The 26,112-nt window shown below is 34.3% G+C and carries 18 protein-coding genes and 1 pseudogene; 3 read left to right on the top strand and 16 right to left on the bottom strand.

Going from position 1 to position 26,112, the window contains the following annotated elements; all coding sequences use genetic code 11:
• Positions 1 to 21: 21 nt before the first annotated feature.
• From ltrA to hisZ, 10 genes are all read right to left on the bottom strand, one after another.
• Positions 22 to 1,434, bottom strand: coding sequence for a group II intron reverse transcriptase/maturase (gene ltrA, locus THEBR_RS02695; RefSeq protein WP_012269046.1), 1,413 nt, complete (start codon positions 1,432 to 1,434; stop codon positions 22 to 24).
• A 451-nt stretch (positions 1,435 to 1,885) separates the two neighbouring features.
• Complete coding sequence (gene hisIE / locus THEBR_RS02690; protein ID WP_012269045.1) at positions 1,886 to 2,545, bottom strand: bifunctional phosphoribosyl-AMP cyclohydrolase/phosphoribosyl-ATP diphosphatase HisIE; 660 nt, start codon at positions 2,543 to 2,545, stop codon at positions 1,886 to 1,888.
• Positions 2,546 to 2,567: 22 nt separating this feature from the next.
• Complete coding sequence (gene hisF / locus THEBR_RS02685; protein ID WP_003866545.1) at positions 2,568 to 3,329, bottom strand: imidazole glycerol phosphate synthase subunit HisF; 762 nt, start codon at positions 3,327 to 3,329, stop codon at positions 2,568 to 2,570.
• A complete protein-coding gene (gene hisA / locus THEBR_RS02680) occupies positions 3,330 to 4,037 on the bottom strand; it encodes a 1-(5-phosphoribosyl)-5-[(5-phosphoribosylamino)methylideneamino]imidazole-4-carboxamide isomerase (RefSeq protein ID WP_003866544.1) in 708 nt (235 codons plus the stop codon).
• Entirely contained in the window at positions 4,028 to 4,639 is a 612-nt protein-coding gene (gene hisH / locus THEBR_RS02675; RefSeq protein ID WP_012269044.1) for an imidazole glycerol phosphate synthase subunit HisH, read from the bottom strand. The genes hisA and hisH overlap by 10 nt, the downstream gene beginning before the upstream one ends.
• Positions 4,640 to 4,700: 61 nt before the next feature.
• Positions 4,701 to 5,285: an imidazoleglycerol-phosphate dehydratase HisB gene (gene hisB, locus THEBR_RS02670; protein ID WP_012269043.1), complete on the bottom strand. Its 585-nt coding sequence runs from the start codon at positions 5,283 to 5,285 to the stop codon at positions 4,701 to 4,703.
• Positions 5,282 to 6,337 (bottom strand): histidinol-phosphate transaminase, encoded by a 1,056-nt coding sequence (gene hisC / locus THEBR_RS02665; protein ID WP_012269042.1) that lies wholly within the window; start codon positions 6,335 to 6,337, stop codon positions 5,282 to 5,284. The genes hisB and hisC overlap by 4 nt, the downstream gene beginning before the upstream one ends.
• 1 nt (position 6,338) lies before the next feature.
• Positions 6,339 to 7,622, bottom strand: coding sequence for a histidinol dehydrogenase (gene hisD / locus THEBR_RS02660; protein ID WP_012269041.1), 1,284 nt, complete (start codon positions 7,620 to 7,622; stop codon positions 6,339 to 6,341).
• 1 nt (position 7,623) lies between these two features.
• Complete coding sequence (gene hisG, locus THEBR_RS02655) at positions 7,624 to 8,265, bottom strand: ATP phosphoribosyltransferase (RefSeq protein ID WP_003870626.1); 642 nt, start codon at positions 8,263 to 8,265, stop codon at positions 7,624 to 7,626.
• A 1-nt stretch (position 8,266) separates the two neighbouring features.
• Entirely contained in the window at positions 8,267 to 9,409 is a 1,143-nt protein-coding gene (gene hisZ / locus THEBR_RS02650) for an ATP phosphoribosyltransferase regulatory subunit (RefSeq protein ID WP_012269040.1), read from the bottom strand.
• A gap of 217 nt (positions 9,410 to 9,626) precedes the next feature.
• Between hisZ and THEBR_RS02645 the strand changes: the two are divergent.
• The 3 genes and pseudogenes from THEBR_RS02645 to THEBR_RS02635 all read left to right on the top strand — a co-directional run.
• Positions 9,627 to 10,073 (top strand): annotated as a pseudogene (locus tag THEBR_RS02645) (Uma2 family endonuclease); the annotation flags it as partial.
• A gap of 349 nt (positions 10,074 to 10,422) precedes the next feature.
• Positions 10,423 to 10,770, top strand: a complete 348-nt coding sequence (locus THEBR_RS02640) for a nucleotidyltransferase domain-containing protein (RefSeq protein WP_012269038.1) — start codon at positions 10,423 to 10,425, stop codon at positions 10,768 to 10,770.
• Positions 10,754 to 11,164, top strand: coding sequence for a HEPN domain-containing protein (locus THEBR_RS02635; RefSeq protein WP_012269037.1), 411 nt, complete (start codon positions 10,754 to 10,756; stop codon positions 11,162 to 11,164). Before THEBR_RS02640 ends, THEBR_RS02635 begins: the two co-directional genes overlap by 17 nt.
• A gap of 369 nt (positions 11,165 to 11,533) precedes the next feature.
• On the opposite strand, the gene THEBR_RS02630 is transcribed toward THEBR_RS02635, so the two are convergent.
• The 6 genes from THEBR_RS02630 to THEBR_RS02605 all read right to left on the bottom strand — a co-directional run bounded on the left by THEBR_RS02630 (position 11,534) and on the right by THEBR_RS02605 (position 26,078).
• Positions 11,534 to 12,436: a DUF4340 domain-containing protein gene (locus THEBR_RS02630; protein ID WP_004404421.1), complete on the bottom strand. Its 903-nt coding sequence runs from the start codon at positions 12,434 to 12,436 to the stop codon at positions 11,534 to 11,536.
• Positions 12,433 to 13,821 carry a GldG family protein gene (locus THEBR_RS02625; protein WP_003870610.1) on the bottom strand — a complete coding sequence of 463 codons (1,389 nt, stop codon included), beginning with the start codon at positions 13,819 to 13,821 and terminating at the stop codon, positions 12,433 to 12,435. Before THEBR_RS02625 ends, THEBR_RS02630 begins: the two co-directional genes overlap by 4 nt.
• 11 nt (positions 13,822 to 13,832) lie before the next feature.
• Complete coding sequence (locus THEBR_RS02620; protein WP_003870609.1) at positions 13,833 to 14,540, bottom strand: ABC transporter permease; 708 nt, start codon at positions 14,538 to 14,540, stop codon at positions 13,833 to 13,835.
• Positions 14,506 to 15,483, bottom strand: a complete 978-nt coding sequence (locus THEBR_RS02615; RefSeq protein ID WP_003867490.1) for an ABC transporter ATP-binding protein — start codon at positions 15,481 to 15,483, stop codon at positions 14,506 to 14,508. The genes THEBR_RS02620 and THEBR_RS02615 overlap by 35 nt, the downstream gene beginning before the upstream one ends.
• A 440-nt stretch (positions 15,484 to 15,923) precedes the next feature.
• Entirely contained in the window at positions 15,924 to 24,587 is an 8,664-nt protein-coding gene (locus tag THEBR_RS02610; RefSeq protein WP_012269036.1) for a glycoside hydrolase family 94 protein, read from the bottom strand.
• Positions 24,588 to 24,695: 108 nt separating this feature from the next.
• The gene (locus THEBR_RS02605) at positions 24,696 to 26,078 is read right to left on the bottom strand and encodes an RsmF rRNA methyltransferase first C-terminal domain-containing protein (protein ID WP_012269035.1); all 1,383 of its coding nucleotides are present in this window, start codon (positions 26,076 to 26,078) and stop codon (positions 24,696 to 24,698) included.
• Positions 26,079 to 26,112: the final 34 nt, after the last annotated feature.

The raw sequence follows: 26,112 nt of genomic DNA, 5'->3' as shown, positions 1-26,112 counted from the left end.
CGTTCGGTATACGGCGGTTCATTAGGAATTATGTACAATTAGATATCTTTGGGATAAACTCTTATAACCTATGCTTTCAAAGTATTTATTTGTAAGAGTCTTATTTAGGATTGGGCTATTGGATATTCTCCAGTAGCCTTTCCTTGTATTGGCGTATTCCCAGGCTTTTTGTTCTTCTACTCCTAGTTTTACTAGGTTATCATGCTTCGTTTTTATCTTCTTCCATTGTTTCCATATACATGCCCTTAGTCTTCGCCTTATCCATTCGTCAAGGGTTTTCATTATGCTTTTCGCGTCTGCTAATCCAAAATAGTTGACCCATCCTGTTGTTATTTGATTTAGTCTTTTTATTCTGTTTTCCATGCTTATTCCCTTGTTCCGATTGGTTATTTCTCTTACTTTTTCCTTAAACCTTTTGATGGATTTTTCATGAATTCTTATTCTTACTTCGTTTTCTTTTGTATAGAATGAAAATCCAAGAAATTTTCTTCTCCATGGTCTATCTACAGCACTTTTTGCTTCGTTGACTTTTAGTTTTAATTTGCTTTCTATGAATTTCTTTATGCTCTTCATTACTCTGTCTCCTGCAGACCTGCTTTTTACATATATGTTGCAGTCATCTGCATATCGGCAGAATTTATGCCCTCGTTTTTCAAGTTCTTTGTCTAGTTCGTCCAACATTATGTTTGCTAATAGTGGACTTAATGGCCCTCCTTGGGGTGTCCCTTCTTCTGTTGATACTTTGATTCCGTTTATCATTACTCCTGATTCTAGGTATCTTCGTATTAACTTTAGTACCCTTTTATCTCCTATCCGCTTTTCTAGTTTGGACATTATTATGTCGTGGTTTACTCTGTCAAAGAACTTTTCTAAGTCCATATCTACAACCCATGTGTATCCTTCATTTATGTATGCTTCTGCGGCTTTTATTGCGTCTTTTGCACTGCGTCCTGGTCTGAATCCATAACTGCTATCAGAAAATGTATGGTTGTAGACTCTATTTAGTATTTGGGCTATTGCTTGTTGTATTAGCCTATCTAGTGCTGTAGGTATTCCTAGTAGTCTTTTTCCTCCATCAGGTTTGGGAATTTCTACTCTTCGCACTGGTTGTGGTTTGTATTTCCCCTCCAGCAGTTGTTGTTTTATGGTTGCCCAGTTTTCTTTGAGATACGGTAGAAGTTCATCTACTCCCATCCCATCGACTCCATGGCTTCCTTTATTTGCAACAACGCGCTTGTATGCTGCTCTCATGTTTCCTCGTTCTACTATCATTTCAAGCATCTTGCTGGTATATCTTTGTACATCGTTTCTTCTATCTTTTGACGCCGATGATATACTATGCACTTCCGTTGTCTTTTGAAATTCCATTTCTCTATTCAACGGATAGCCTCTTTGTTGAGTTGTCTGCAGTCTCTGCATATCTTTCGAGTCCATAAGATTTCCAAAACCTCCTAACGTTCGGCCCTTCCTTATCTATTCATGACTAGATAAGTACTATGACCTCTGCTGACTTCTCAAGGTTCAACCATACATCACTGTATGGGTTGTCACTTCAGAGTTCACTTTAGTGACTTATCCTTGAGACCTCCCCGGGTAAGAACGATAACTTTCATCTCATATATCTGCCAGATTTACTGTATGGGATTCGGGTAGTGTTGGACTTCGTTTTGTTACGCAAACTCATCCATCCCAATTCAGCCTCTTATCTGGTTCTTGTTCATCAGACCGAGATTTTGCCTTAAGCTTCCTTCAGATTCCACCTCACGATGGACACCCTTGCTTTTGGCTAGTGGTTCCCACTACCAAGCCCACAGCGGACTTTCACCGCCTAGCTATCGCCCATGCCGGGCGCACGAAGATAGGGAAAGTCTTTTACTGACTTTCCCTATTTCTTTCTCTCTTCATGTTCTTCTTTAAATTCCTTTGGCTTATAATACCTTCTACCAAGCTCACCGTATACATCCTCGAGCTTTATACCTTTGTCAACTAACAAAACTATTAAATGATAAAGTAAATCTGAAACCTCATACACTATCTCTTCTTTGGAGTCATTTTTGGAAGCTATCACTACCTCCGTAGTTTCTTCGCCAATTTTCTTTAAAATCTTATCTATGCCTTTTTCAAACAAATAATTAGTATAAGACCCTTCTGCCGGGTTTGTCTTTCTATCTTTTACCCGTTCATATAGCATTTTAAGTATTTCCATGTCATAATTTTCAACTTCACCTAAAAAGCTCCTATAAAAACAGCTTACATTCCCTGTATGGCATGCCGGCCCTTTTGGCTCCACCTCAATTAGCAAAGCATCCCCATCGCAGTCATAAAATATGTTTTTTATCTTTTGGGTATTACCTGAAGTTTCCCCTTTATGCCAAATTTCCTTTCTACTTCTGCTAAAAAAATAAGTTTCTCCCTTTTCCAAGCTTAATTTTAAACTTTCCTCATTCATATAAGCCAACATTAATACTTGTTTTGTATTGTAGTCTTGCACAATCGCAGGAATAAGTCCTTTTTCATCAAACTTTAATTCCTCTATATCAATCATTCTCTACATCCTTTCGATAAATTTAAATTCTCACTGGTATACCTTCTTCTTTTAAATATCTTTTAACTTCTTTTATTTCCAACTCCCTGTAATGAAACACAGAAGCCGCTAACGCAGCATCAGCTTTGCCTTCAGTAAAAACCTCTTTAAAATGCTCTTTATTTCCTGCACCTCCAGAAGCTATAACGGGGATATTGACAGCTTCACTTACCATTCTTGTAAGCTCTATATCATACCCATCTTTAGTACCGTCTTTATCCATACTTGTAAGAAGTATTTCTCCTGCTCCTAAAGACTCTACTTTTTTAGCCCACTCAATCACATCAAGCCCTGTGTTTACCCTTCCGCCGTTTATATACACATCAAAGCCCGAGCCATCACTTCGCCTCTTGGCATCAATTGCTACAACCACACATTGGCTTCCAAAACGTACAGCGGCCTGACGAATAAGAGTTGGTTGTTTCACAGCTTGGGTATTTATTGAAACCTTATCAGCCCCTGCTCTTAGAATATCTTTTATATCGTCAAGGTCTGAAATTCCACCCCCAACAGTTAAAGGAATAAATACTTTTTCAGAAGTCCTTTTTACAACTTCTATCATTATTTTTCGCTTTTCATAAGAAGCAGTAATGTCCAAGAATACAAGCTCATCTGCTCCTAATTCATTGTACTCTGATGCTATCTGGACAGGGTCTCCCGCATCTTTTAAATTTAAAAAGTTAACTCCTTTTACTACCCTGCCGTCTTTCACATCTAAACAAGGAATTATTCTTTTTGCAAGCATTTATATTACCTCCAAAGCACTTTTAAAGTTTATTTTTCCAATATATAAGGCTTTTCCAATTATCGCACCATATGCTCCCATCTCTTTAAGCTTTTTTAAATCCTCAATTGAGGATATTCCTCCTGATGCTATCACTTGAACACCTGTTTTTAAAATATTTTCTAAAGCTTTAAAATTTGGTCCATTAAGAGTTCCATCTTTAGAAATATCAGTGAAAATTATCGTTTTTACTCCTATTTCTTTCATTTTTTTAGCTAACTCCATATCTTTTATTTTAGTCTTTTCAAGCCATCCACTTACGGCAACTTCTCCATTCTTTGAATCTATACCCACTATCGTCCTTTCTCCGTAATTGGAAAGGGAATAAAGAAGAAGGTCTTTGTCATATATTGCCGCCGAACCTAAAATTACATACTTAACACCTACAGAAAAAAGATAATCGATAGTTTCTCTATTCCTTATTCCTCCACCTACTTCTATCTCGGCTTTACAGTTTTTTGTAATCTGTTCAATGACATTACCATTTACCAAATGACCTTGTTTTGCACCATCTAAATCTACCACATGAATTCTCTTTGCTCCTAATTCCTCCCACATTTTAGCTACGTCAACGGGATTTTCATAATAAACCTCTTTGGTATTAAAATCTCCTTTTGTAAGCCTTACACATTTTTCTTCCATAATATCAATTGCAGGTATTAAAACCATTTTGCCATCTCTCCAAAATTCTTTAAAATTTTAAGCCCCACTTTTCCGCTCTTCTCAGGATGGAATTGACAAGAAAAAACATTGTCTTTAATTATAACTGCAGGAATCTGAACACCATAATCAGTCACTGCATACACATATTTCTCTTCATTGTTGGCTACATAATAAGAATGAACAAAATACGCATAATCTCCATTCTCCACTCCTTTAAGAAGTGGAGTTTCCTTTTTTATTTCAAGACTATTCCATCCCATGTGAGGAATTTTATTATGTTTTGGAAGTTCTATTACTTGCCCTTTAAAAATCTTAAAACCCTCAGTTTCTTCTATCTCAAAACCCTTTTCAAATAAAAGCTGCATCCCCAAACATATCCCAAGAAACAACTTACCTTTGTCGATTTGTCTTTTTATCTCTTCAAACATGCCTGTTTTAATGAGAGTATCCATCGCATCAGGAAAAGCTCCCACTCCAGGAAGAACTAATGCATGAGCCTCTTTTACCGAAGCTACATCTTTTATAATTTTTGCCTCATAGCCTACGTATTTAAATGCTTTTTCTACACTTCTTAAATTTCCCATTCCATAGTCAATAATCCCTATCAATTTTTCACCGCCTCACTTAAATTACGTGTAAAGTATATGCAGTCTCGCTTAAACTGTATCTTTATAAAATCCCTTTAGTAGAAGGTATCCCTTCTACCCTTTCATCTATTCTCAATGCCTCATCAAGAGCCCTCCCCAGTGCTTTAAAAGTTGCCTCTATAATGTGATGACTGTTACTGCCGTGCAAAAGTTCTACATGCAGTGTAATGCCAAAGTTGTAAGCAAAGGCTCTTAAAAATTCTTCCACATTTTCCGTTTCAAAATTTCCAACTCTTTCAGCTTTTAAAGGCAAATCACAGTATAAAAAAGGCCTTCCACTTATGTCTACAGAAACTCTCACTAAGGCTTCGTCCATGGGTACATAAAAAGTACTAAACCTCTTAATAGATTTTTTATCGCCGGCAGCCTTTAAAAAAGCATTGCCCAATACAATACCTACGTCTTCAACAGTGTGATGAGTGTCTACCTCTAAATCTCCCTTTGCCACTACTTTTAAATCAAAAAGTCCATGCTTAGCAAATAAAGAAAGCATGTGGTCAAAAAAACCTATTCCTGTAGCTATGTCATAATTTCCTTTTCCGTCAATATTAAGTTCAACGTATATATCCGTCTCTCTAGTTTTTCTTTTAACTTCCGCCTTCCTCATAGCAATAACTCCTTTAATCCATTTATTAAATAATCATTAGCCTCGCAACTACTCACCGTTATCCTTAAAGCTCCTTCAAGCCCTTCTACCTTTGAAAAATCTCTCACCAAAATTCCTCTTTCCAAAAGCCCCTGGTACACATAATCTGCATCTTTAAATTTTACCAATATAAAATTCGTTTTTGAGGGATAAACTTTAATGCCAGGAATTTTAGATAATTCTTTTATTAAACGCTCTCTTTCTTTTAAAATAAAGTTAACTCTTTCTTTTAAAACACCAGTCCTTAAAACCTTTAAAGCTATTACCTGAGATAAAGAGTTAATGTTATAAGGTGACTTCACAAGGTTTAAATACTTTAAAATATTCTCGTTAGCCACAGCATATCCCACTCTCAAACCGGCAAGTCCAAAAGCCTTAGATAAAGTCCTTAAAACAATCAAGTTTTCAAATTCATTTATAACGTCTACAATTGTATTACCATAAAACTCAAAATAAGCTTCGTCAACAACTACAATTCCATTGCTCTTTTGTATTATTTTAATTATATCTTCTCTTTCTATAACACTTCCTGTTGGATTATTAGGGTTGCACAAAAACACTAATTTAGGCTGATATTTTTCTATAACTTTAATAAAACTATCAACATCGTAATTATAATCTTCTCTCAACCTTACAGGTATTTCGACTGCTCCTGCAATTTTGCTATATACACTGTACATAGCAAAAGAAGGATGAGGATATGCTACCACATCACCTTTGTTTATGAAAGCCAGCATAATAAGGTGGATTATCTCATCCGAGCCATTTCCCACAAATATGTTTGTAGGCACTACTCCACAATATCGTGCCAATTCTTCTTTTAACTTTTCTGCAGTAGGGTCTGGATATACATTTACTTGAGAAGATTTTACAATCTCTTGAATATTTTTTATCACTTCTTCAGGAAGTTCAAAAGGCGTTTCATTTGCATCCATCTTATATCTGTAGGGAATACTGTGCACTTCATAATTTTTAAATCCCTTAATTTCTTCTCTCACCAAATTCTCAATCATTTTAAAACCTCACTTTTATAGAATTAGCATGAGCGGTAAGCCCTTCTGAATTTGCTAAAGTTATTACATCCTCTTTTACCTCTCTCAAAGAATCCTTAGAATAATAGAGAATATTCATCTTTTTGATAAAGTCCGTCACAGAAAGAGGCGAGAAAAACCTTGCTGTTCCACTAGTAGGAAGCACATGGTTAGGGCCAGCAAGATAGTCCCCTAAGGGTTCTGGAGAATATTCTCCCACAAAGACTGCTCCTGCATTCTTGATTTCACCAATTATTTCAAAGGCATTGGAAATGTTAAGCTCTAAATGCTCCGGAGCTATGTCATTTGCAATACCAATTGCTTCTTTTAAATTATTTACAACAATTATCGCACCAAAATTTTTTAAAGACTTTTCAATTATTTCTTTCCTTTCAAGATATTCCATTTGCCTTTCAATTTCTATTTTTACTTGTTGCGCAACCTCCAAAGATGTTGTGACAAGTATTGAAGATGCCATTACATCATGTTCCGCCTGTGACAACAGGTCCGCCGCCACATATTTAGGATTAGCAGTTTCGTCAGCTATAACTAAAACTTCACTGGGGCCTGCCACCATATCAATATCCACATGTCCGTAAAGAGCTCTTTTAGCCAGTGCGACAAAAATATTTCCCGGGCCAACTATTTTATCAACCTTAGGTATTGACTCTGTCCCAAATGCCAAGGCTGCAACAGCCTGTGCGCCTCCAACTTTATATATATCCTCTATTCCTATCTTGTCTGCAGCCACTAACACATAAGGGTTTACTCCCTTCTTACCAGCCGGAGAAACCATCACTATTTTCTCTACACCAGCCACCTTTGCAGGTATTCCATTCATCAAAACTGAAGAAGGATAAGAAGCGGTTCCCCCCGGCACATAAATTCCAACTTGAGAAAGGGGCCTTATTATTTGCCCATAAACTATACCTTCTTTAAAATCCATCCATGTAGACTGTTTTTGCTTTTCATGAAATTCTGTTATGTTTTTGATAGCTTTGTCAATCGCTTTTAAAAATTCTCCTTCCACTTCTTTATAAGCATTTTTTATTTCCTCTTTCGTAACTTTTACAGTACTTTTGTCAAGATTTATTCCGTCAAACATGTAAGTATACTCAAACAAAGCCTTGTCTTTTCTCTCTCTTACGTTTGAAATTATTTCTTCCACTTTTTTTGCTATTTCTTTATTCTCTAATTTACTTCTGTTGTGAAGCTTTTGTAAAATACCATTGTCAATTCCCTTTCGAAAATCAAATATCTCAATCATTTTAAACCTCCTTAAAAGTTTCCACAACCTCTTTTAATTTTATAATTATCTCTTTTATTCTCTGGCTTTTAGTTTTAAGACTGGCTTTATTCACTATCAATCTCGCACTGGAAGGAAAAATTTCTTCAATGACTATAAGACCATTTTCTCTTAAAGTATTGCCTGTCTCTACAATGTCTACAATTACCTCTGACAGCCCCACAATAGGAGCAAGCTCAACAGAACCATTCAGCTTAATTATTTCTACATTTTCTCCCTTTTGCCTGAAAAATTCTTCTGCAATATTGGGAAACTTTGTTGCAACTCTTTTATTAGTAAGAAAACTGTCCTTTGCCTCTTTAGGCCCCGCAACCACCATTTTACAAAAACCGAATTTTAAATCTAAAACTTCATAGCAATCTTTTTTTTGCTCTAAGAGAATGTCTTTTCCACAAATTCCTAAATCAGCTGCCCCGTGTTCTACATATGTGGGCACATCCATTGGCTTCACCAACATAAACTTCATTAAATTTTTATGGTCATTAACAACAAGTTTTCGAGAAATATCTTTTAAAATATTCTCAGCAATTCCTGCCTTTTCAAACAAAGTTATAGCACTATCTGCCATTCTACCTTTTGGCAGTGCAATAGAAATATTTTCCATATTATTCCTCCATATCTATAATTTCGTCAAAGCTATTTTCATCAACATGCTTCGCTTTTTCATAGCTATACATCTCTACAATTTTTCCCTCACCTCTTAACAAAGTGGCTTTCTTGTAAGCATTACTTCTTAAGTTTTCCTTGTATTTTATTAAAACTCTCCAGGATTTATCAATAATATCTTTTTTCTGTTTTTGAAGTGCTAACATTGACCTTTCCACACTTATAGCAAAACCTGTCGCCGGAATGTGCTCTCCAAAAATCCCTAAAAGACCATCATACCTTCCTCCGGTACATATAGCATAACCAATCCCTTTAACAAAACACCTGAATATGATACCAGTATAATAATTAAGATTTTGCACCATTCCTAAGTCAAAACTTATATACTCTTCCATACCAAAATCTTTTAATATTCTATATACTCTTTCAAGGTAATCTATCGTTTCACCTAGTTTAGGAGTATCATAAAGCTCTTTTGCTCTTTTAAGCACTTCTTCGCCACCAAATAAAAGAGGAAGTTCACTTAAAAACTTTGCTTTTTTGCCCCTAATTCCTTTATCATTTATGAATTCTTCTATCGCAGATTGATTTTTCTGTTGCAAAAACTCTCTTAAAAGGTTTATTTCTTCATTTTGTAACTCTAAATCTTCCACTACTCTTTTAAAAAATTCCACCTGTCCCACGTCCACTTTAAAGTCCTTTATTCCAACACTTTTTAAAGCCTCTATCGCAACTGCAATTATCTCTGCATCAGATTCTTCATGATTTGTACCTATAAGTTCAATCCCTGCCTGAGTAAACTCTCTCATTTTTCCTACCTGGGGATCATCATAGCGATAGACATTAGCGACATAGCATAACTTAAGTGGGAAACTACCTTTTAACTTTGTAGAGACAATTCTCGCTATTTGAGTAGTCACATCTGGCCTTAAAGCTAATATATTTCCCTTTTTATCAAAAAATCTGTACAAATTGTTTTCATCAAACAAAACAGAAAAATTATCGCTATATTCAAAAGTAGGAGGCATTATCTCTTGATAGCCAAATTTTATAAAAACCTCTCTAAACTTTTCTTCTATTTTGCGCTTAAACTTATATTCTTCCGGTAAAAAATCTTGTACACCATCAGGCAAATATATCATTAAAACACCCCACAATTTACTCTGTCTTTGTAACGTGATAAAGTAATAAACTGTATTTCTTTTATTGTATCCTAATTTTTAATGTATGTCAAGCATAGACAAATAGGCAGAAACGTACTGAATATTATCCTGCTTGCATTGTAAATCCACGCGCAAAATCAAAAAAGTGAAATTTTACATTATTTGAAGAAAACTCAAGGTTGTTTGTGGTATAATTAAATATATGGGACAGCTTTTCTACCAATTCTTTGATTATCTCAAAGATAAATCGTGTGAAGTATATATGGCACCTTTTGATGTAAGGTTTCCTGACGGAAATGAGAAGGACGAGAAAAATATAAAGACTGTAGTTCAGCCTGATATAGTTGTTGTGTGTGATGAATCCAAACTTGATGAGAAGGGATGTACGGGAGCTCCTGATTTGATAATCGAAATTATTTCGCCTTCAACAGCACAGAAAGATAAACTCCACAAGTTTAACTTGTATGAAAAGTATGGTGTGAAAGAATATTGGATAGTAGAACCCGAAAACAAAATCCTAAGTGTGTTTATTTTACAGGATAATGAAAGATATGGACGACCCGACATATATACACAAGATGATAAGGTTAAAGTTTCTATTTTTGAAGATCTTGTGATTGATTTAAAAACAGTACTAATATGAATAGAAAATGATACTGTAGAAAATTTTGTGTAGACTGATTATAAACCTCTTTATTGACAAAAATTAGAATGTAAAACTGTTCTGTAATAAATATTGGTCGTATAAAAATCACCCATAAAAAATAGGATACTTATTCTAAATACCTGCTATAATAAAGTGGCATTCAGAAAAGTACCCATCTCAACTCCTGACAAAGAATCTAAATATGACTTTTAATTGTATTGTTTTTCAACTATATCTAAAATTCCTTTTTTCTTTAACATTTCTTCCGGAACTAAAAATGTTACAGTCGCTACTCCTAGCAAACGTTGATGGATAAAAGGGAGAGTTTAATAAAGAGGTGTTTTTTATGATAGAAGCTACTGAATTATTAAAGTATTCCTTAGAAGATGAGCTAAAGAGGATAACGAATATTATTATTGAAAAGTGCAATCCAGAGAGGATAATACTTTTCGGGTCAATGGCTAATGGTACTGCTAAGGAATGGAGCGATATTGACTTAGTCGTGATAATGGATACGGATTTAAGATTTGCTGATAGAACTTTATATTTAATGAGGCTTACCCATCCTAGAGTAGGAGTTGATTTTTTAGTATATACACCAGAAGAAGAAGAGTTGTTTAAAAAGAATAGAGACCTATTTTATACCGAAGAGGTACTCAAGAAGGGGGTCATATTGCATGACAGAAGTTCATAAATATAGTCAGTGGCTAGATTATGCTAATGACGATTTGATGGCAGCAAAAGAACTGTTAAAAACTGATTTGCATAATATTGTTTGTTTCCATTCGCAGCAAGCGGTAGAAAAAGCTTTAAAAGCCTATTTGGTTTTTAATAATGTAAATCCTCCTAAAGTACACAATTTGATCACTTTGTTAGAATTGTGTATAAACTTGGACAAAGAATTTGAAATTTTGAGAGATGATATGGAATTTTTAGATTCCTATTATATTCCAACAAGATATCCAAGTGCTCCTATTGGCTATTTACCTGGTGGCAAACCTAATAAAGATAATGCTACCAAGGCATTTGAAAAAGCTGAAAATTCTGTGAAATATATAATTAAACTTATAGAAGATAAGAAAAAGTGATCGTCTTCCTCAGCTTAGTGTATTAAATGGAATGAACCCATAAAAAGCAAACAAAGTTTTACTAAAGATACACAAAGCTCTTGACATTACTAATAATTGTAGTATCATCATTATCCAGTCGTAATGGCAGTTGATTCTAAACCCAAAAATGATTTATTGAAGTCCATTGAAGAAGAAAATATACCTGTTTATGCTATTGGGGATTGTGTCAAGCCTAGAAAATTTATAGATGCCATTCACGAAGGTTTTCGCATAGCGTATAATTTGTAATTTTAAAAATTACATTAAATACTCGTACAACGCACTTTGCATTTAAAAGCTTAGTATAAATTTAAGGCAGAAACATACAGTTTCTGCCTTTCTATAATTTTACTTAATAAGTTTATCAAAAGTATCTTGCAGATTTTTTATGTCTTTCAAAGTTACATATTGTCCTATGCAATGTCCATTAATAAGCACATATTTATTTTCTGCATCTCTTTTAGCAAAGCTTATTTTTTCTACTTTGTCCTTGCCATACACATCAAAAGCAAAAGGTGTTTCTCCCTGTGAAATATTTTTTCCTTCATCTAATCCACTAATTTGAAGTAACACTATTCCGTCTAAGAGATTGTCCACATCATCAGCTTTAATAGCTTTCCCATCAATTTGCCAGTTATCTTTTTCACCTTTTTGTATTTGATACTCTTTTCTATCTTGATAGAAAACTAATTTAGTTATTTCATTCTTTGGAATAGACACTACAAATTTTTCCATATATTTATATACGTAATCATCTGTCAGAAAGAAATTCTCTAAAGAAGAAGCATTGACTCTGTAAATTTTATCTCCATCAGTTTTTGCATAATAACCCTCTTGGTAATTTTCTTTTACAGGAGATTTATTACCTATAAAAAGTGAATAGCTTTTTCCATTTTTCAAAGATACTTTTATCGCATAAGAAGGTTTGTCAAGACCATAAGTGGATAAATCACCTTCTAACGTTCTATCAAAAGTGAGAGATGTCAAGCTGTCTAATAATTCATCAACATAAATGCTATCTGCTTTGTAGTCAATAGGTTCTTTTATAAACCATGTATCGCCTTCTTTTTTAAAATCAATTAAAGTTTTCCCTTCTTTTTCTATTTTTATAGAATTTACATCGTTATTTTTGAAGGTAAAAATTTTGTTGTCTTCTTTAACAGGTTTATTGGTCTTACTTTCATAAAAATAGTAGCCAAAAAGAACAGCGAATATTACCAGCAAAACAATAGTGGTTTTAAAAATCTTCATAATGTCTTCCTCCTATACCACATGTATCCTCCAATTATCCACATTACCAGTGGAATAGTTACAACTGTGGTATAAAAGAGTATAGCAGCTTGTTTGCCAGTTAGGAAAATCTGATTAAACTCAAGGGATTTAGGACGTATAGAAATCTGTGTTGTCTTATCCGCTAACCAGTTAGCACTGTTCATTAAAAAGTCTCTATTAGCTTCCAATGTAATTATTTTATCAGTAAACATCATGCTACTTCCAATAGCTACAATCTTCATTCCTGTCTTTGAATCGGATATAGCTAAGCCTAAGCTTAAAGGACCTTTGATATCACCTTTTTGAAAATTAGCATCTTTTGAGTTAAAATCGGTTTTACCCCAAGCTTTATCACTGGTTGAAAGCAATTGCTCTATAGTTATATTTTCTGTTGGTTTATCAGGATAAGAAATACTTCTTGACATTGGCATTACAACGTACAAGTTTGATAAATCCAATTTATTAGTTATAGTATGAAATTTGTACTGAGGAACTGGAGAAAGCGGGTCCATAAAATAATTCCTTCCTGGATCTACTACAACGTCATTGTCAAATTTTACACCCCAAGTAGACAAAAGCTCATTTACAGATTTTTGAGTCAAAGGCCCATATTCTGCCCCCATTGCAATGATTGCTTTTCCGCCTTTGTCAAAGTATTCTTTTAAAGCAGCCATTTCCTTGTCAGTAAAGTCTCTTCTTGGGTTAACAATAACTAATAAGTCTGTATTTTTTGGTATTCCTCCTGCCTGTCCTATATTTAAATCTTCTACATTATATCCTTCTCCTCTCAAAGCGTTTTTAAAAGTCACCAAATAGTCAATACTGTTTAATTCATCATGTCCTTGAAGAATATACGCATTTAATTTTTTAGGCTGTGTAACATCAATTATAGCCTGTGTAAACTGTTCTTCTCCATTAAAAGTAGCAGTATTAGGCTGACTACCCATGCCAAAAATATCATAAGAATTTACTATCTGTCTTTTTTCATTAGCACCACTTCCTGCAATAAAAAGCACTGTGTCATAATCCGTAATTCCATATCTTTGAGCAGTTGCCGGCTCCTTATCTGGGTCTACAAAATGGACAATTATTCTCTTTGAAACATTTCTGTATTGATCTAACAAACTTTTTACCATGTCTCTTGAAGTAGTACCCTCTTTGAAAAAGGCATAGACAGTTACATCTGTTTTTAGACTTTTCAAAACTTGTTTTGTTTGGTCAGAAAGGGTATATTGCTTGTTTTTAGTCAAATCCCACTTGACAGGCTTTTGCGTGACTATAACATTTGCCAATATTAAAATAGCCAGTAAAAGAGCTGTCATTATAAAAGCATTAGTCCCGTACTTTAGCCTTATATTATTCATCTTTTCTCCTCCTAACTCCAACGTCTTTTGTCTACAACACGAATTGTCAAGAAAATAAAGAATATAATTACACTTATGAAAAAGACTACATCACTTAAATTCACTAATCCATTTAGAAAATTATTTAGCCTGTCAAAGAAAGACAGATTCTGAAAAATAGTTTTTGCTTTTCCACTAAACACGTCTCCTAGCCAACTAATCAACCAAAGCACAAGAATTAAAGCAAATCCAATTACTCCAGCTATCATTTGATTTTCTGTAAGTGAAGAAGCAAAAAGCCCTATTGATATAAAAGTCACTCCTATTAGAAACACTCCAATATAACCTGCTATGATAGAACCCATATCTGGTGAAGAATACAATTTAAGATAAATGGGGTATAAAAAAGTTATTACAAGTGCTACTAAATACACAAACACTGTAGAAAAAAACTTGCCAATCACTATATCAGTAACTGTAACGGGTGACGTGAGTAAAAGTTGATCTGTTCCCGTCTTCATATCCTCTGAAATAAGTCTCATTGTCAAAATAGGACTTATAAACATAAAAACAGTGACCATACTACCTAAGATTGGAGTTAATATAGCATAATGAGTAGATAACACATAGGTTGTAAAAAAGTATCCAGATATCAAAAGATAAAATCCTAGCAGCACATAGGCAAGTGGGGAAAAGAAATAGCTTTTAAGCTCCCTCTTTAGTATTTCCCACATTTTCATCGTAACTTTCCTCCTCTGTTGTAAGTTCTAAAAATACTTCTTCAAGACTATAATTTAGCATTTTAAGTTCTAATATTGGAAAGCCTTTTTTGGCAAAAGCAAAAAACATATCTTTTCGAACATCTTTATCAGCAGAAGATTCCACTGTCAACTTTATCGTATTATCTGAATCAACTTCTGCTTCTACATTAGTTACTCCTTCAATCTCTTTTACACTGTTTACTACTTCTTCATAAGGCCCTTCCACTTTTATAAAATATCTCCTTGAATTTTGCAATGCAGTTGATAAATTCTCTGTCTTATCTATTGCAACAATTTTACCTTTATTTATTATAATAACTCTGTCACATACCATACTAACTTCTGGCAATATATGAGTGCTTAAAATTATTGTATGCTTTTTCCCTAACTCTTTTATAATATCTCTTATTTCTTTAATTTGCTTAGGGTCAAGACCTACTGTCGGCTCATCTAATACCAAAACATCAGGGTCTCCTATGATTGCTTGTGCTAGTCCAACCCTTTGTTTATAACCTTTAGACAAGTTTTTTATAAGCCTTTTTCTCACATCAGTCAAACCAACTTCATGTATAATTCGTTCAACATCTTCTCTTCTCTTTTTTGGAGGAACACCTTTTATACCTCCTACAAAATGGAGATATGCCTCTACGGTCATATCTAAATACAAAGGAGGTACCTCTGGTAAATAACCAATATGTTTCTTTGCCTCTATCGGTTGTTCAACAATATCATATCCTGCAATTTTTATAGTACCGCTGGTAGGAGGCATATATCCTGTTATCATTTTCATAGTGGTAGTTTTACCAGCACCATTGGGCCCCAAAAAACCAACTATTTCTCCTTTATCGACAGAAAAGCTTATGTTATCTACTGCTTTACGAGTACCATAAACTTTTGTGACGTTTTTTAGCTCTATCATCATAGCAGTCTCAACCCTCCATTTTACATAGTGTGGAAATTGTATCATAAAATTATTAAAAATTTGTGTACAAATTGTTAAGCATTAGTTAAGATTGTAACTTAAAGCAAAATGATAATAAGAAACTATGACAAAAGTCGTCATAGCTTTAGTTTGTTGACAAAGTCAAAAATTTTTTAAAGTAGATATTTTGCATCGTCGCTCCGGTGTTCCAAAGCGACAAAACTAAGCTTTACCTTCGGGTTCCGGCAGGGTCCCGGGCACAATCGACGTCCTGTCTCAGGTGCCCGCCTCCGCCATCCTTGGCTTCGGCCCTGCCTCCACCCTCGGTCTCGCTAAGTTTTGTTACCGCTTTGTAACAAGTCGCTCCTTATGCAAAATATCTACTTTACGAAAGTTTGTCTACAAATTGAAACTATGACAAAAGTCGTCATAGCTTCTTCTTATCCCATTATCACTAACACCTGATGACCATTTCCTTCTTTTGTTAAATCAATAGTCTTATCTGTGACAAGCTCTCCATCTATATATACTTCTTTTACACCTTTGTTAACACCTTCGGGATTTCTTACCTCTATTAGGTATTTCGTATTCTTATAGTTATATTCTATCACATATTTATCCCAATTTTTTGGTATACAAGGGTCTATTATAAGTTTTTCTCCGTATTTTTTCAAACCCAAGAGGTTCTCAATTGCTATTCTGTACATCCAACCTGCTGCGCCAGTATACCACGTCCAACCTCCTCTTCCTACATGAGGTTCTACCGCATACACATCTGCAGCCATGACATAGGGCTCTACTTTATACTTCATACACTCAATAGGGGTCCTGGTGTGATTTATAGGATTTATCATATTGTAAAGTTGCCATGCTCTATCTCCTTCTCCTAGCTCTGCAAAGGCGAGTATTACCCATGCTGCCGCATGAGTGTATTGACCCCCATTTTCTCTAACTCCTGGAACATATCCTTTTATATACCCCGGATTTAAATCCCCGTTGTCAAAGGGAGGGGTTAAAAGCTTTATTATCCCTTCTTCCTCATTGACCAAATAATTTACAACAGCCTTCATTGCCTCTTTTACTCTTACTTCTTTTCCCGCTTTAGATATAACAGACCAAGATTGAGATATGGAATCAATTTTACATTCTGAATTGTCTACAGATCCTAAAGGTGTCCCATCGTCAAAGTAAGCCCTTCTGTACCAACTTCCGTCCCATGCATTTTCTTCTATAGCTTTTATTAATTTATTAGCTATTTCTTGATACTTTTTTGCATGTTCTTCATCCTTTTTAGTTTGACATATGGGCGAAAACTTCTGAAGAATAGTGTACAAAAACCAGCCAAGCCATACACTTTCCCCTTTTCCTTTGTTTCCTACCTTATTCATTCCGTCATTCCAGTCGCCAGCCCCCATCAAAGGCAAACCATGTTCTCCAAATTTTAACGAATAGTCTATAGCCCTTATGCAATGCTCATATACTGTACCTTTTGTTTCAGATATACGAGGTGTTGAATATCTTTCTTCCTCTTCTTCTTTTAAACGCAAATCTTCTAAGTAATTTACTTCTATGTCCAGTATAGGCCAATCTCCTGTCTTTTCTATATAGTCAGCTGTGACGTAAGGAAGCCACAACAAGTCATCGGCAAATTTTGTCCTTATACCTTTATTTAATACAGGATGCCACCAATGTTGCACATCTCCTTCAACAAACTGATGCTGGCAAGCGTTGACTATTTGATTTTTTGTAAATTCTGGCTCTAGATATACCATATTCATAGCATCCTGCAATTGGTCTCTAAAGCCATAAGCTCCTCCTGATTGATAAAAAGCTGACCTTGCCCACAATCTACACGCAATTGTTTGATAAGGCAGCCATCCATTTACAAGTAAATCCATTGACTTGTCAGGAGTTTTAATCTGTATCCTTCTTAGAAGCTCTTGCCAAAATTCTTGGACTCTTTGCAATTCATTCTGACAATTTTCAACATTTGTATACTTTAAAATCAACCTTTTTACTTCTTCTTCGTTTTTACCATGTCCTAACAAGATTGTAAATTGCTTTTCTTCTTTAGCTTTTACTTCTACATGAAATTGTATTGCAGCACAGGGGTCTAATGATATTCCTGTAGAATTTGAGAGAGTCTCATATTCCAATGCTTGGGGTAAAGTTAAACTTGAAGCAACTCCTATAAACTCTGCTCTGTCGCCTGTAAATGAATTTATCTTTTCTGAAGCTGACAAAAATGCTAATCTATTAGCAAAATCTTCATTGTACACATTTTTAATCATTAATGCTCCTATTTTTTCATCGTACTTTGTAAATAGATACGGAAAAGTAATCTCATCAGTTACTCCTAAAACTGGCCTTATGTAATAAGATACTGTAAGTTTCCTGTTTTCATTCCCTAAATTTTTGATGGTAACTAAATTTATCTTTATAGAATCTTCCTTTGCTACAAACATCTTTAAGTGTTGGCTTAAACCACAGCATATTGTTTCAAATGAAGTATACCCAAAACCATGTTTTATATAATGAACTTTTGCTTTACCAGCAGGTAAAGGAGTAATTGACCATCTGTCCCCTGTTTCCTCATCTGTTAAATAAATTACCTCTCCATGGGGGTCTAAAACAGGGTCATTGTACCATGGAGTCAATTTGTATTCCCGGCTGTTTTCTGCCCAAGTATACCCTGCTCCTGTTTCTGACACCTGAAAGCCAAAAGAAGGGTTGGAAATCACATTTATCCAAGGAGCAGGAGTACTTTTGCCTTCCCACTTTATGATATACTCTTTGCCATCATAGCTAAATCCTCCAAAACCATTGTAATAATCTAATGGTAATTCCTCTAATTTGATTTCTTCAAAATTTTGTACTTTTTTGACCCAATTTTTAAGTTTTGGAGCGTTTTTTGTCTCTTTAATCATTATCTGGTCGTAAATAGATTCATTTCCTCCTTCAAACTTAAGGGCAACAACAGTATTTAAAAGATATACATCTTCCTCTTTTAAATTATTTTGCTGTAACAAATATACGCCTCCATATTTGCCAAAAATGTCATAAGAAAAGGTAGTATTAATTAATTCTTTTATCTTATCATGTAAGGGCTGTAGATAACCGCTTTTATCTTTGTTTAATATCACAAGGTCAATATTTATCCCTTTCATTTTCCAATATTCATAAGCTTTTAAAAACCACTTTACCATTTCTATTTCTTCCATCTTTTCTATCTCTACTAACACAATTGGCAAATCTCCTGAAATCCCATATGCCCACAGACCAGATTGACCTTTTACATTTTTCAAAATCATCTCTTCTCTATACCTGCGTTGAGGACTCACAAATAAAATGTGAGCCAACATTCTTTGCAAAAGGCCTAATTCTCTGGGTTTTAAATTAAGATAATCTAATTCTACCCTACTTCTTGTCCACGACATTTCAAAATCTCTTTCTACTACATTTTCCTCTTTGTATTTTGCAGCAATTTTTATGGCTTTTTCTTTAGTTTCAGTTATTGCAGAAATATATACTACTTTTGCTACTTCCCCTGGCATTACTTTTACTCTTTTTCTTAAACTTACAATAGGATCAAGAACTGCTCCTTCTGTATTGGAAAGGGGCTGATCAGCTTCTAAAGCAATTGGATTTTTTAGACTTCTTCCTCTTCCTATAAATTTTGCTCTATCAGTTTCAAACTGAGTATCTCCCACAATTTCTCCACTTAAAACTGCTACCTTGTGCACAGCCCATAGTTTATTTTTTCCTTGTTCCCTTGGCTTTCTGCAGACTAAAATTGCATCTTCTTCCTTTAAAAATTCTGTTTTTACAAAAAGTTTATTAAAAGCAGGATGTGCCACATCTGTTGGCAAATCTATTAAGCTTATTTCTCCAAAACTTGTAATTTCTAATATTCTCGGATGTTTACTATGATTTTTTAAAGTCAACCGCCTTATCTCCACATCATCCTCTGGTGAAACGACTATCTCTAAGTGAGTATCTATATTTCCAACTCTTTTAAAGTATTCTGCTTTATCTGCAGAGAAAACAACCCTGTAATTCTGACCTTTTTCGTAAAAGGGAGCGTAAGTGGCTGACCATACAGTATTAGAGTTTATATTTTGAACAAATATAAAGGTACCAAAATCTTGCGCCAAGTCTTTCCTCCATCTTGTCAAGAAAATACCTTTGTTATTTTTACTGTATCCTGTCCCTTTTTCTGTAAGCATTACAAAATATCTTCCGCTCGATAAAATATGAACCTCTGGCAGCCAAGTTTTTGATTCTCCTAAAACCCTTACAAAGTCTCCATCTTCTTTGCGAACTTTTTGAATTTTTCTTGCTTCTTCTCTTTCTTCCCTCGTTATATCTAAATACATTGGCATTTTTTCTTGTAATAATATTTGAATAGCTTTTATACTTGGGTCTTTATGAAATCTTTTTTGCATTATATTGTTATTTATAAAATTGTCTAAAGCCACAAAAGCCATACCTTGGTGATGAGCCATAAAGCTTTTGACTATCGCACTTTTCTTGCCAAAAGGAAATCTTTCTGGTGTATAATCTATCGCTTCATAAAAACCGTATTTCCCTTCAACTCCTTCTTTTTTAAGGAACCTTATGTTTTGTAGTACCCCTTCTACATCTACTCCAATAGCCAGCAAAGACCCATAAGGAGCTACTACTTTGTCGTGGGATAATCCCCTTTTAAGACCTAGACTTGGGACTCCAAAAGCTTTGTACTGATAATTCAAATTTATGTCAAAAGCGTAAAATCCGGACTCCGATATACCCCATGGAATTCCTAATTCTTTAGCATAATTTTTTTGCACTCTTACAGCAAAGGCATAAGTTTCATCCAATAAAGTATTTTGGTAATTTTTCATTATTAAAAGGGGCATAAAGTACTCAAACATCGTTCCAGACCAAGATACCAAGCCTTTATAACGATTTTCAATGGCAAGCATCCGGCCCAATTTAAACCAATGTTTTTTATCAATTTCTCTTTTTGCAATAGCAATAAAACTTGCTTGCCTTGCTTCCGAAGCCAACAAATCATAATAAGACTTTGTAAGTTTTTCCTCTTCAACATTGTACCCTATTGAGAATAATTGTCTTTTTTCGTCATACAAATGCCTGAACTCTGTTTTTTCTACCAAATTTTCAATTGTACTCTTTATATTTTCAATCTCTGCCTCCAACTTTTTAATTTTCTCCAGAGCCTGGGCAACTTTATCTTTTTGACTTTTTAACAAAGCTTTCTCCTCTTCTGTAGCTTTTTTAAAAACTTCTTCTATTTCTAATAAATAGTTTTTATAGACTTTTTCCAATTCTTTTGGAGATGAATGTTCTTCAAAAACCTCCTTATATCTTTTAAAAATTTCTTGCTCTTTCTGTCTTTCATCAAATTCTGTCCATGCTAAAAATTCTTTCATCTCCCTTTTTAAAGCCCCAATTATATTCTTTAACCTTTCAATATTTCCTACCTCATCTTCTGTACTTGAAAGTTTCTCACTAATTTTACTTAAGAATACCTCCCAATCAGATGGCATTAAAGTTTTTTTATTTAAAATGTTTCTAAAAATATCTTCAGTAATTCCTTCTATATTCAACATTTTGATAGTATCTTTTAAGCCTTTTGCCAATTCAATATCTATAAGAGGTTTATTTAAAAATTCACCTATTGCTTCCTTTACTGTAATCAAATAACCTACTAAATTTCCGCTATCGACAGTAGACACATAATAGGGCCTTAAAGGCTCTAAAGTCCTCGTATTGTACCAATTGTACAAATGGCCGTTCCATTTTTCCATTTTTCCAATTGTAGTGAGGGTTTTTTTGATTCTTTCTACCATCTCAGTTGTGGTTATATAGCCTAAATCTCTTGCTCCAACTACTGAAACCAAGTAAAGTCCTATGTTTGTAGGTGACGTTCTCTCCGCAATCCCATTAGGCGGGTCTTCTTGAAAATTATCTGGTGGTAGATAATTCTGGCTTTCTGTCACAAAGTCTTCAAAAAATCTCCAGGTTTTTCTCGCAATTAGTCGCAATTCCTCCATTTCCTCTTGTGACACAGTTTTTTCTTTTGAAATTATTGGCTGGCTTATATAAAAAGCAATGTAGGGAGAAATTGCCCAAAGGAAAAAAAGCACTATTGCCCCAATTAAATCTTGGGGTTTAAAATACATAACTAATGCAACTAATGCTAATCCCTCTACTAAAACTATCCACATTCTTTTAAAAAAACTTGCAAAGTCATTTCTAAGTCGCTTCTCCATGTCAGCAGCCGTAACCCATTCTAATAAATTCTTTCGAGTTATATACAGTCTCGTCAGTGTTCTAACTATTGCATCTGCCATCATATAAGCTTGATAGGGTAAAAACGCAAAATTAAGTAATGATTGATAAAAAGCGGCTTCTATGCTTGTTATCACGGCTTTATGTCTTTTTTCCCAATAGTGTCTGAACTGGCCTTTAAAAATAGTGTCAACTAAAGCAGGTAGAATTGGGAAGAATACAGTTAAAATCGCAACCCCTAACCATAAAAAACTGCTTCCCGGCAAAAGGCTAAATCCTAAAAATAGCATTAACATCAAGGCAACTGAAACAACACTTCTTCTTAGGTTGTCTATAATTTTCCATTTAGTTATTAAAGAAAGGGGGTTTTTTACCATTTCTCCTTTTCTATTTTTTATTTTAGATTTCAAATAAGGCAATAACTGCCAATCCCCTCTTACCCATCTGTGCAGTCTCATGATATAGGAATTGTATTTAGCAGGATAGCCATCAATCAATTCTATATCACTGACAAGACCGGTTCGCACAAAGGACCCTTCTAAAAGGTCATGACTTAAAATAGAATTATCCGGTATAGTATCTCTTAAAAGTTCTCTAAATACATCTACATCGTATATTCCTTTACCTGTATATATGCCTTCTCCGAACAAATCCTGATAAACATCTGATACTGCTGTAGTATATGGATCTATACCGCCTTCTCCAGCATAGATTTTAGAAAACAGTGTAGCATTTGCGCTTTCTATATCAATGCCTATTCTAGGTTGCAATAGTCCATATCCCTCTACTACTACACCATAATCTCTGTCAATCACTGCTTTGTTTAAGGGATGCAACATAGTACCTACTAATTTTTTAGCAGTATCAATAGGCAAATTTGTATCTGCATCCAAAGTTATTACATATTTTATATTTAGTTTGGCAACATCTCCACTAACTACATAAAAACTCGTATCTTCCTTCCCTCTTAAAAGTTCATTAAATTCGACAAGAGCTCCTCTTTTTCTTTCCCAGCCCATCCAGCTTTTTTGCATTTGATTGTATTTTCTTTTTCTGTGGAAATAGTAAAATATCTTTTCGCCGTTTTTAGAATATTTCTCGTTTAACTTTTCAATTTGTTCCAAAGCACACTTTACAATCTTCTCATCCTCCGACATAACCTCAAAAGGAGCGTCTTTAAAATCCCCTAATAAGCCAAAATACAAATTCTTTTCTCTGTTGGCGTGATAATACACCTCAAGATTTTCAATCAGCTCTTTTGTCCTTTTTTCATCTGGCAAAAGAGAAGAAATAACTACCATTGTCTTAGCATCTTCAGGAATACCTTCTTTTAACTCAATTTTTGGCAATACTACTGGCTTAAAAATATGCACTAAAATCCAATTTACTAATTGAACTGACATTTCACTAAAAGGTATTAGAAGAATTACACCAGAGATAAATAATAGCCCCCATTTATTAGAAAAATTTGCTATATATTTTAATGCAAAAAACTCCTCCACCAATAGGAAGATTAAAATTAAACCTACATACAAAGTCTCTGGAGATTTTTTGGCAATTTTTTTCCAGCTTATTGTCCTTTTTGATTTGTTACTCAGCTTATTTTCAAGAATACTTCTTCCTTTGCCTACAAGGTAAAATCCTACATGGTTTATATATCCTAGTTTTCCCTCTTGTTCTGTCACTTCTTTTGCACATTCAATTGCCTTTTTAGCAACATAAGTTTCTGAAGTATTATAATATTTAGCTATTTTTTCTATTTCATGTCTGTAATAATCTCTTGATTCAAAATCCATCTTAGGATATGTACCGTCCGGGTCTTGCCTCAAAACTTGCTCTACGGAACTCAAACTTTCAAAAATTTGTGCCCAATCGAGAGAGGAAACAGTTTTTAAACTGGTAATAGCATTGCCTATAGAAATTTGCCTTTTTGCCTGTATTTGATGAGCCTTTTCTGCTACATCGTTAATGCTAGTATCATACTCCATTAAAATTTTTTCTATAGACTGTATGACATTAACAGAATTACTCCCTTCTTTTCTAAGTCTACTTACCAAATGTTCAATAAATTGTAGAGGGAATCTGTCTGCAACATTGATATTGTTCCTTATAAGCTTTTTCACTTCTTCATATTTCATTTCTTTTTCCAAAAGCAATGTGAGTATCTTTTCTGCTTTTTCCCTTTGGTGGCGAGTTTCTACAATTTTCTCGCAAATCTTTTTTATTTTCTCCACCAAAGCAATACGTATCATAAGGCTTAAAGCCCACAGCTCAGAGCTGGAAAGCAAAGCCTTTGTCTGATAAGCCTTTATAAAATTAATTATGGCTTTTTCATCAATTTTCCCATCAGTGTGAAGAACTAGCTCAAAGGCTATAGCATATATTCTTGGGTAACCTTTGAATAAACCATTTTTAAGCCCTGGAAGCCCCGAATAATAACTTTTTGACAAACTTTTCCTTATTTCCTTAACTTGCTCTTCGATTATATAAAAGTTATCTAACAACCACTCCTCTTCTTGAGAAATATAGACATCCTCTTCTTTTAAAATGCTGTTCAAATTTCTGTAAACATTCTTTATGTAGTTGTAGTTTTTATTCATCCGCGGAATTAGCAAATAGGATAATTTAGTTCTCTTCATTATGTTGTGATTCTGCGCTATTTCTGCTGCATGCTTTTCCATTTCTTCCGAATTTAAAATGATATCGTCAAAATCCCTAATCGAATCTTCTCTACTTAATCTCTGATTTTTTGAAATATGTACTATTGAAGTTGCTATTAAAAGCAAAACTAAAGCTACTATGTACCACACGGTCTGTCAACTCCTTCTCCACTGCAATTTCAGCTAAAAATATTATTCCCCCAAAATTGAGATTTTAAAGCATAAAAATAAAAGCTCGCATACGCGAGCATTACACAACTATTCTTCCCAAACTTTTATATCTCTAAGCCACTTAGGATAATAATTTTTAACTACCCCTTTTGCAATTCTGCCCCATCCCGCAGGAAACCCTTCTATAGTAAAAAAAATCCAGCCGTCTTCTAAGTCCAATTCAAAAGTTTCACCTTTTAAATATTTTTCCCTTTGTTCTCTTTCAAGTTCCAAAAGTCTTTTAGCTTGGAAAGTTTTAATTCCCATTGCCAACCAGTGAGAAGGCTCAAACCTGTTTTTCTTAAGCTCCCCTAACTGCCAACCGTATCTGTATACCTTTATATTACTCAAATCCGGTAAACCCTCTGGTACATGGTAAACAAAATCATTATGCACTTCAATATTTAGATTATCTAAGTCTAAATTAAGATATTTATCAGCAAAATCGTAAAATAGTTGTAATTCTTTTTGCTTTTTTCTGCCTTTTGCTTTTTTAAATCTAGAGTCTGGTTCTTCTTCCTCTTTTTTTCTCAGTTTCGCAATAAAATGTCCTTCTCCTCTCACCTTATGTGGCCATAATCTCATGCATTTTTTTAAATCTTCAGGACCTTCAACCCATTCGGGATGCCCTCTGTCAAAGAATTTGCTAATCTCACTTTCTTCAATTTCAAATTCAGGATGTTCTTCTAAAAATTTTTTTATAACTCCTTCATCCTCCTCAGGAGCAAAAGTACAGGTAGAATAAACCAAAATGCCTCCCTTTTTTAATAAAGGAGCTACACTTCGCAAAATATTTCTCTGTGTAATAGAACAACTCATGACATTATTTAAAGACCAAATTTTCCTTGCTGTAGGGTCTTTTCTAAACATTCCCTCTCCTGAACAAGGAGCATCTACCAAAATTTTATCAAAATATCCTTCAAATGCGGTAGCCAACTTTTCAGGAGTTTCATTTGTTATGACAATATTTCTTATTCCCATTCTCTCTACATTTTCCACCAGTGCTTTTATTCTTTTTTTATCTATTTCATTAGCAACAATTATTCCTTCATCGCCAATTTTCGTAGCTATGTGTGTAGTCTTACCACCGGGCGCTGCACTTACATCGAGAATCTTTTCCCCTGGTTTAGGGTCTAACACCTCCACAACTGCCATCGCTGTCGGCTCTTGAATATAGTAAAGTCCTAAAATATGGTACAAATGGTTGCCCGCCTTTTCTTCTTTATCATAATAAAACCCAGTTGGGCACCAAGGAATTGGGGTTATCTCAAAAGGAACAATTTTTTTAAACTCTTCTACACCGATTTTTAATGTATTCACTCTTAAGCCTTTTTGAGGCTTTTTGTCGTATTCCTTTAAAAAATCTTCATACTCTTCTTTAAGTAATTGCTCCATTCTCTTCAAAAACTCTTTTTTTACTGTAATTTTCATCTTATTACTACCCCTATCTTATTGATTGAATAAT

The organism is Thermoanaerobacter brockii subsp. finnii Ako-1, from assembly GCF_000175295.2.
In the GTDB taxonomy this organism is placed as follows: domain Bacteria; phylum Bacillota; class Thermoanaerobacteria; order Thermoanaerobacterales; family Thermoanaerobacteraceae; genus Thermoanaerobacter; species Thermoanaerobacter pseudethanolicus.
The sequence above is the reverse complement of the archived record's forward strand: the minus strand, read 5'-3'. Positions and strand labels throughout refer to the sequence as shown.

Excerpts from the sequence above, each read along its gene's own strand:
- ltrA (WP_012269046.1), bottom strand. The coding sequence starts at position 1,434 with ATGGACTCGAAAGATATGCAGAGACTGCAGACAACTCAACAAAGAGGC.
- hisIE (WP_012269045.1), bottom strand. The coding sequence starts at position 2,545 with ATGATTGATATAGAGGAATTAAAGTTTGATGAAAAAGGACTTATTCCT.
- hisF (WP_003866545.1), bottom strand. The coding sequence starts at position 3,329 with ATGCTTGCAAAAAGAATAATTCCTTGTTTAGATGTGAAAGACGGCAGG.
- hisA (WP_003866544.1), bottom strand. The coding sequence starts at position 4,037 with ATGGTTTTAATACCTGCAATTGATATTATGGAAGAAAAATGTGTAAGG.
- hisB (WP_012269043.1), bottom strand. The coding sequence starts at position 5,285 with ATGAGGAAGGCGGAAGTTAAAAGAAAAACTAGAGAGACGGATATATAC.
- hisC (WP_012269042.1), bottom strand. The coding sequence starts at position 6,337 with ATGATTGAGAATTTGGTGAGAGAAGAAATTAAGGGATTTAAAAATTAT.
- hisD (WP_012269041.1), bottom strand. The coding sequence starts at position 7,622 with ATGATTGAGATATTTGATTTTCGAAAGGGAATTGACAATGGTATTTTA.
- hisG (WP_003870626.1), bottom strand. The coding sequence starts at position 8,265 with ATGGAAAATATTTCTATTGCACTGCCAAAAGGTAGAATGGCAGATAGT.
- hisZ (WP_012269040.1), bottom strand. The coding sequence starts at position 9,409 with ATGATATATTTGCCTGATGGTGTACAAGATTTTTTACCGGAAGAATAT.
- THEBR_RS02640 (WP_012269038.1), top strand. The coding sequence starts at position 10,423 with ATGATAGAAGCTACTGAATTATTAAAGTATTCCTTAGAAGATGAGCTA.
- THEBR_RS02635 (WP_012269037.1), top strand. The coding sequence starts at position 10,754 with ATGACAGAAGTTCATAAATATAGTCAGTGGCTAGATTATGCTAATGAC.
- THEBR_RS02630 (WP_004404421.1), bottom strand. The coding sequence starts at position 12,436 with ATGAAGATTTTTAAAACCACTATTGTTTTGCTGGTAATATTCGCTGTT.
- THEBR_RS02625 (WP_003870610.1), bottom strand. The coding sequence starts at position 13,821 with ATGAATAATATAAGGCTAAAGTACGGGACTAATGCTTTTATAATGACA.
- THEBR_RS02620 (WP_003870609.1), bottom strand. The coding sequence starts at position 14,540 with ATGAAAATGTGGGAAATACTAAAGAGGGAGCTTAAAAGCTATTTCTTT.
- THEBR_RS02615 (WP_003867490.1), bottom strand. The coding sequence starts at position 15,483 with ATGATGATAGAGCTAAAAAACGTCACAAAAGTTTATGGTACTCGTAAA.
- THEBR_RS02605 (WP_012269035.1), bottom strand. The coding sequence starts at position 26,078 with ATGAAAATTACAGTAAAAAAAGAGTTTTTGAAGAGAATGGAGCAATTA.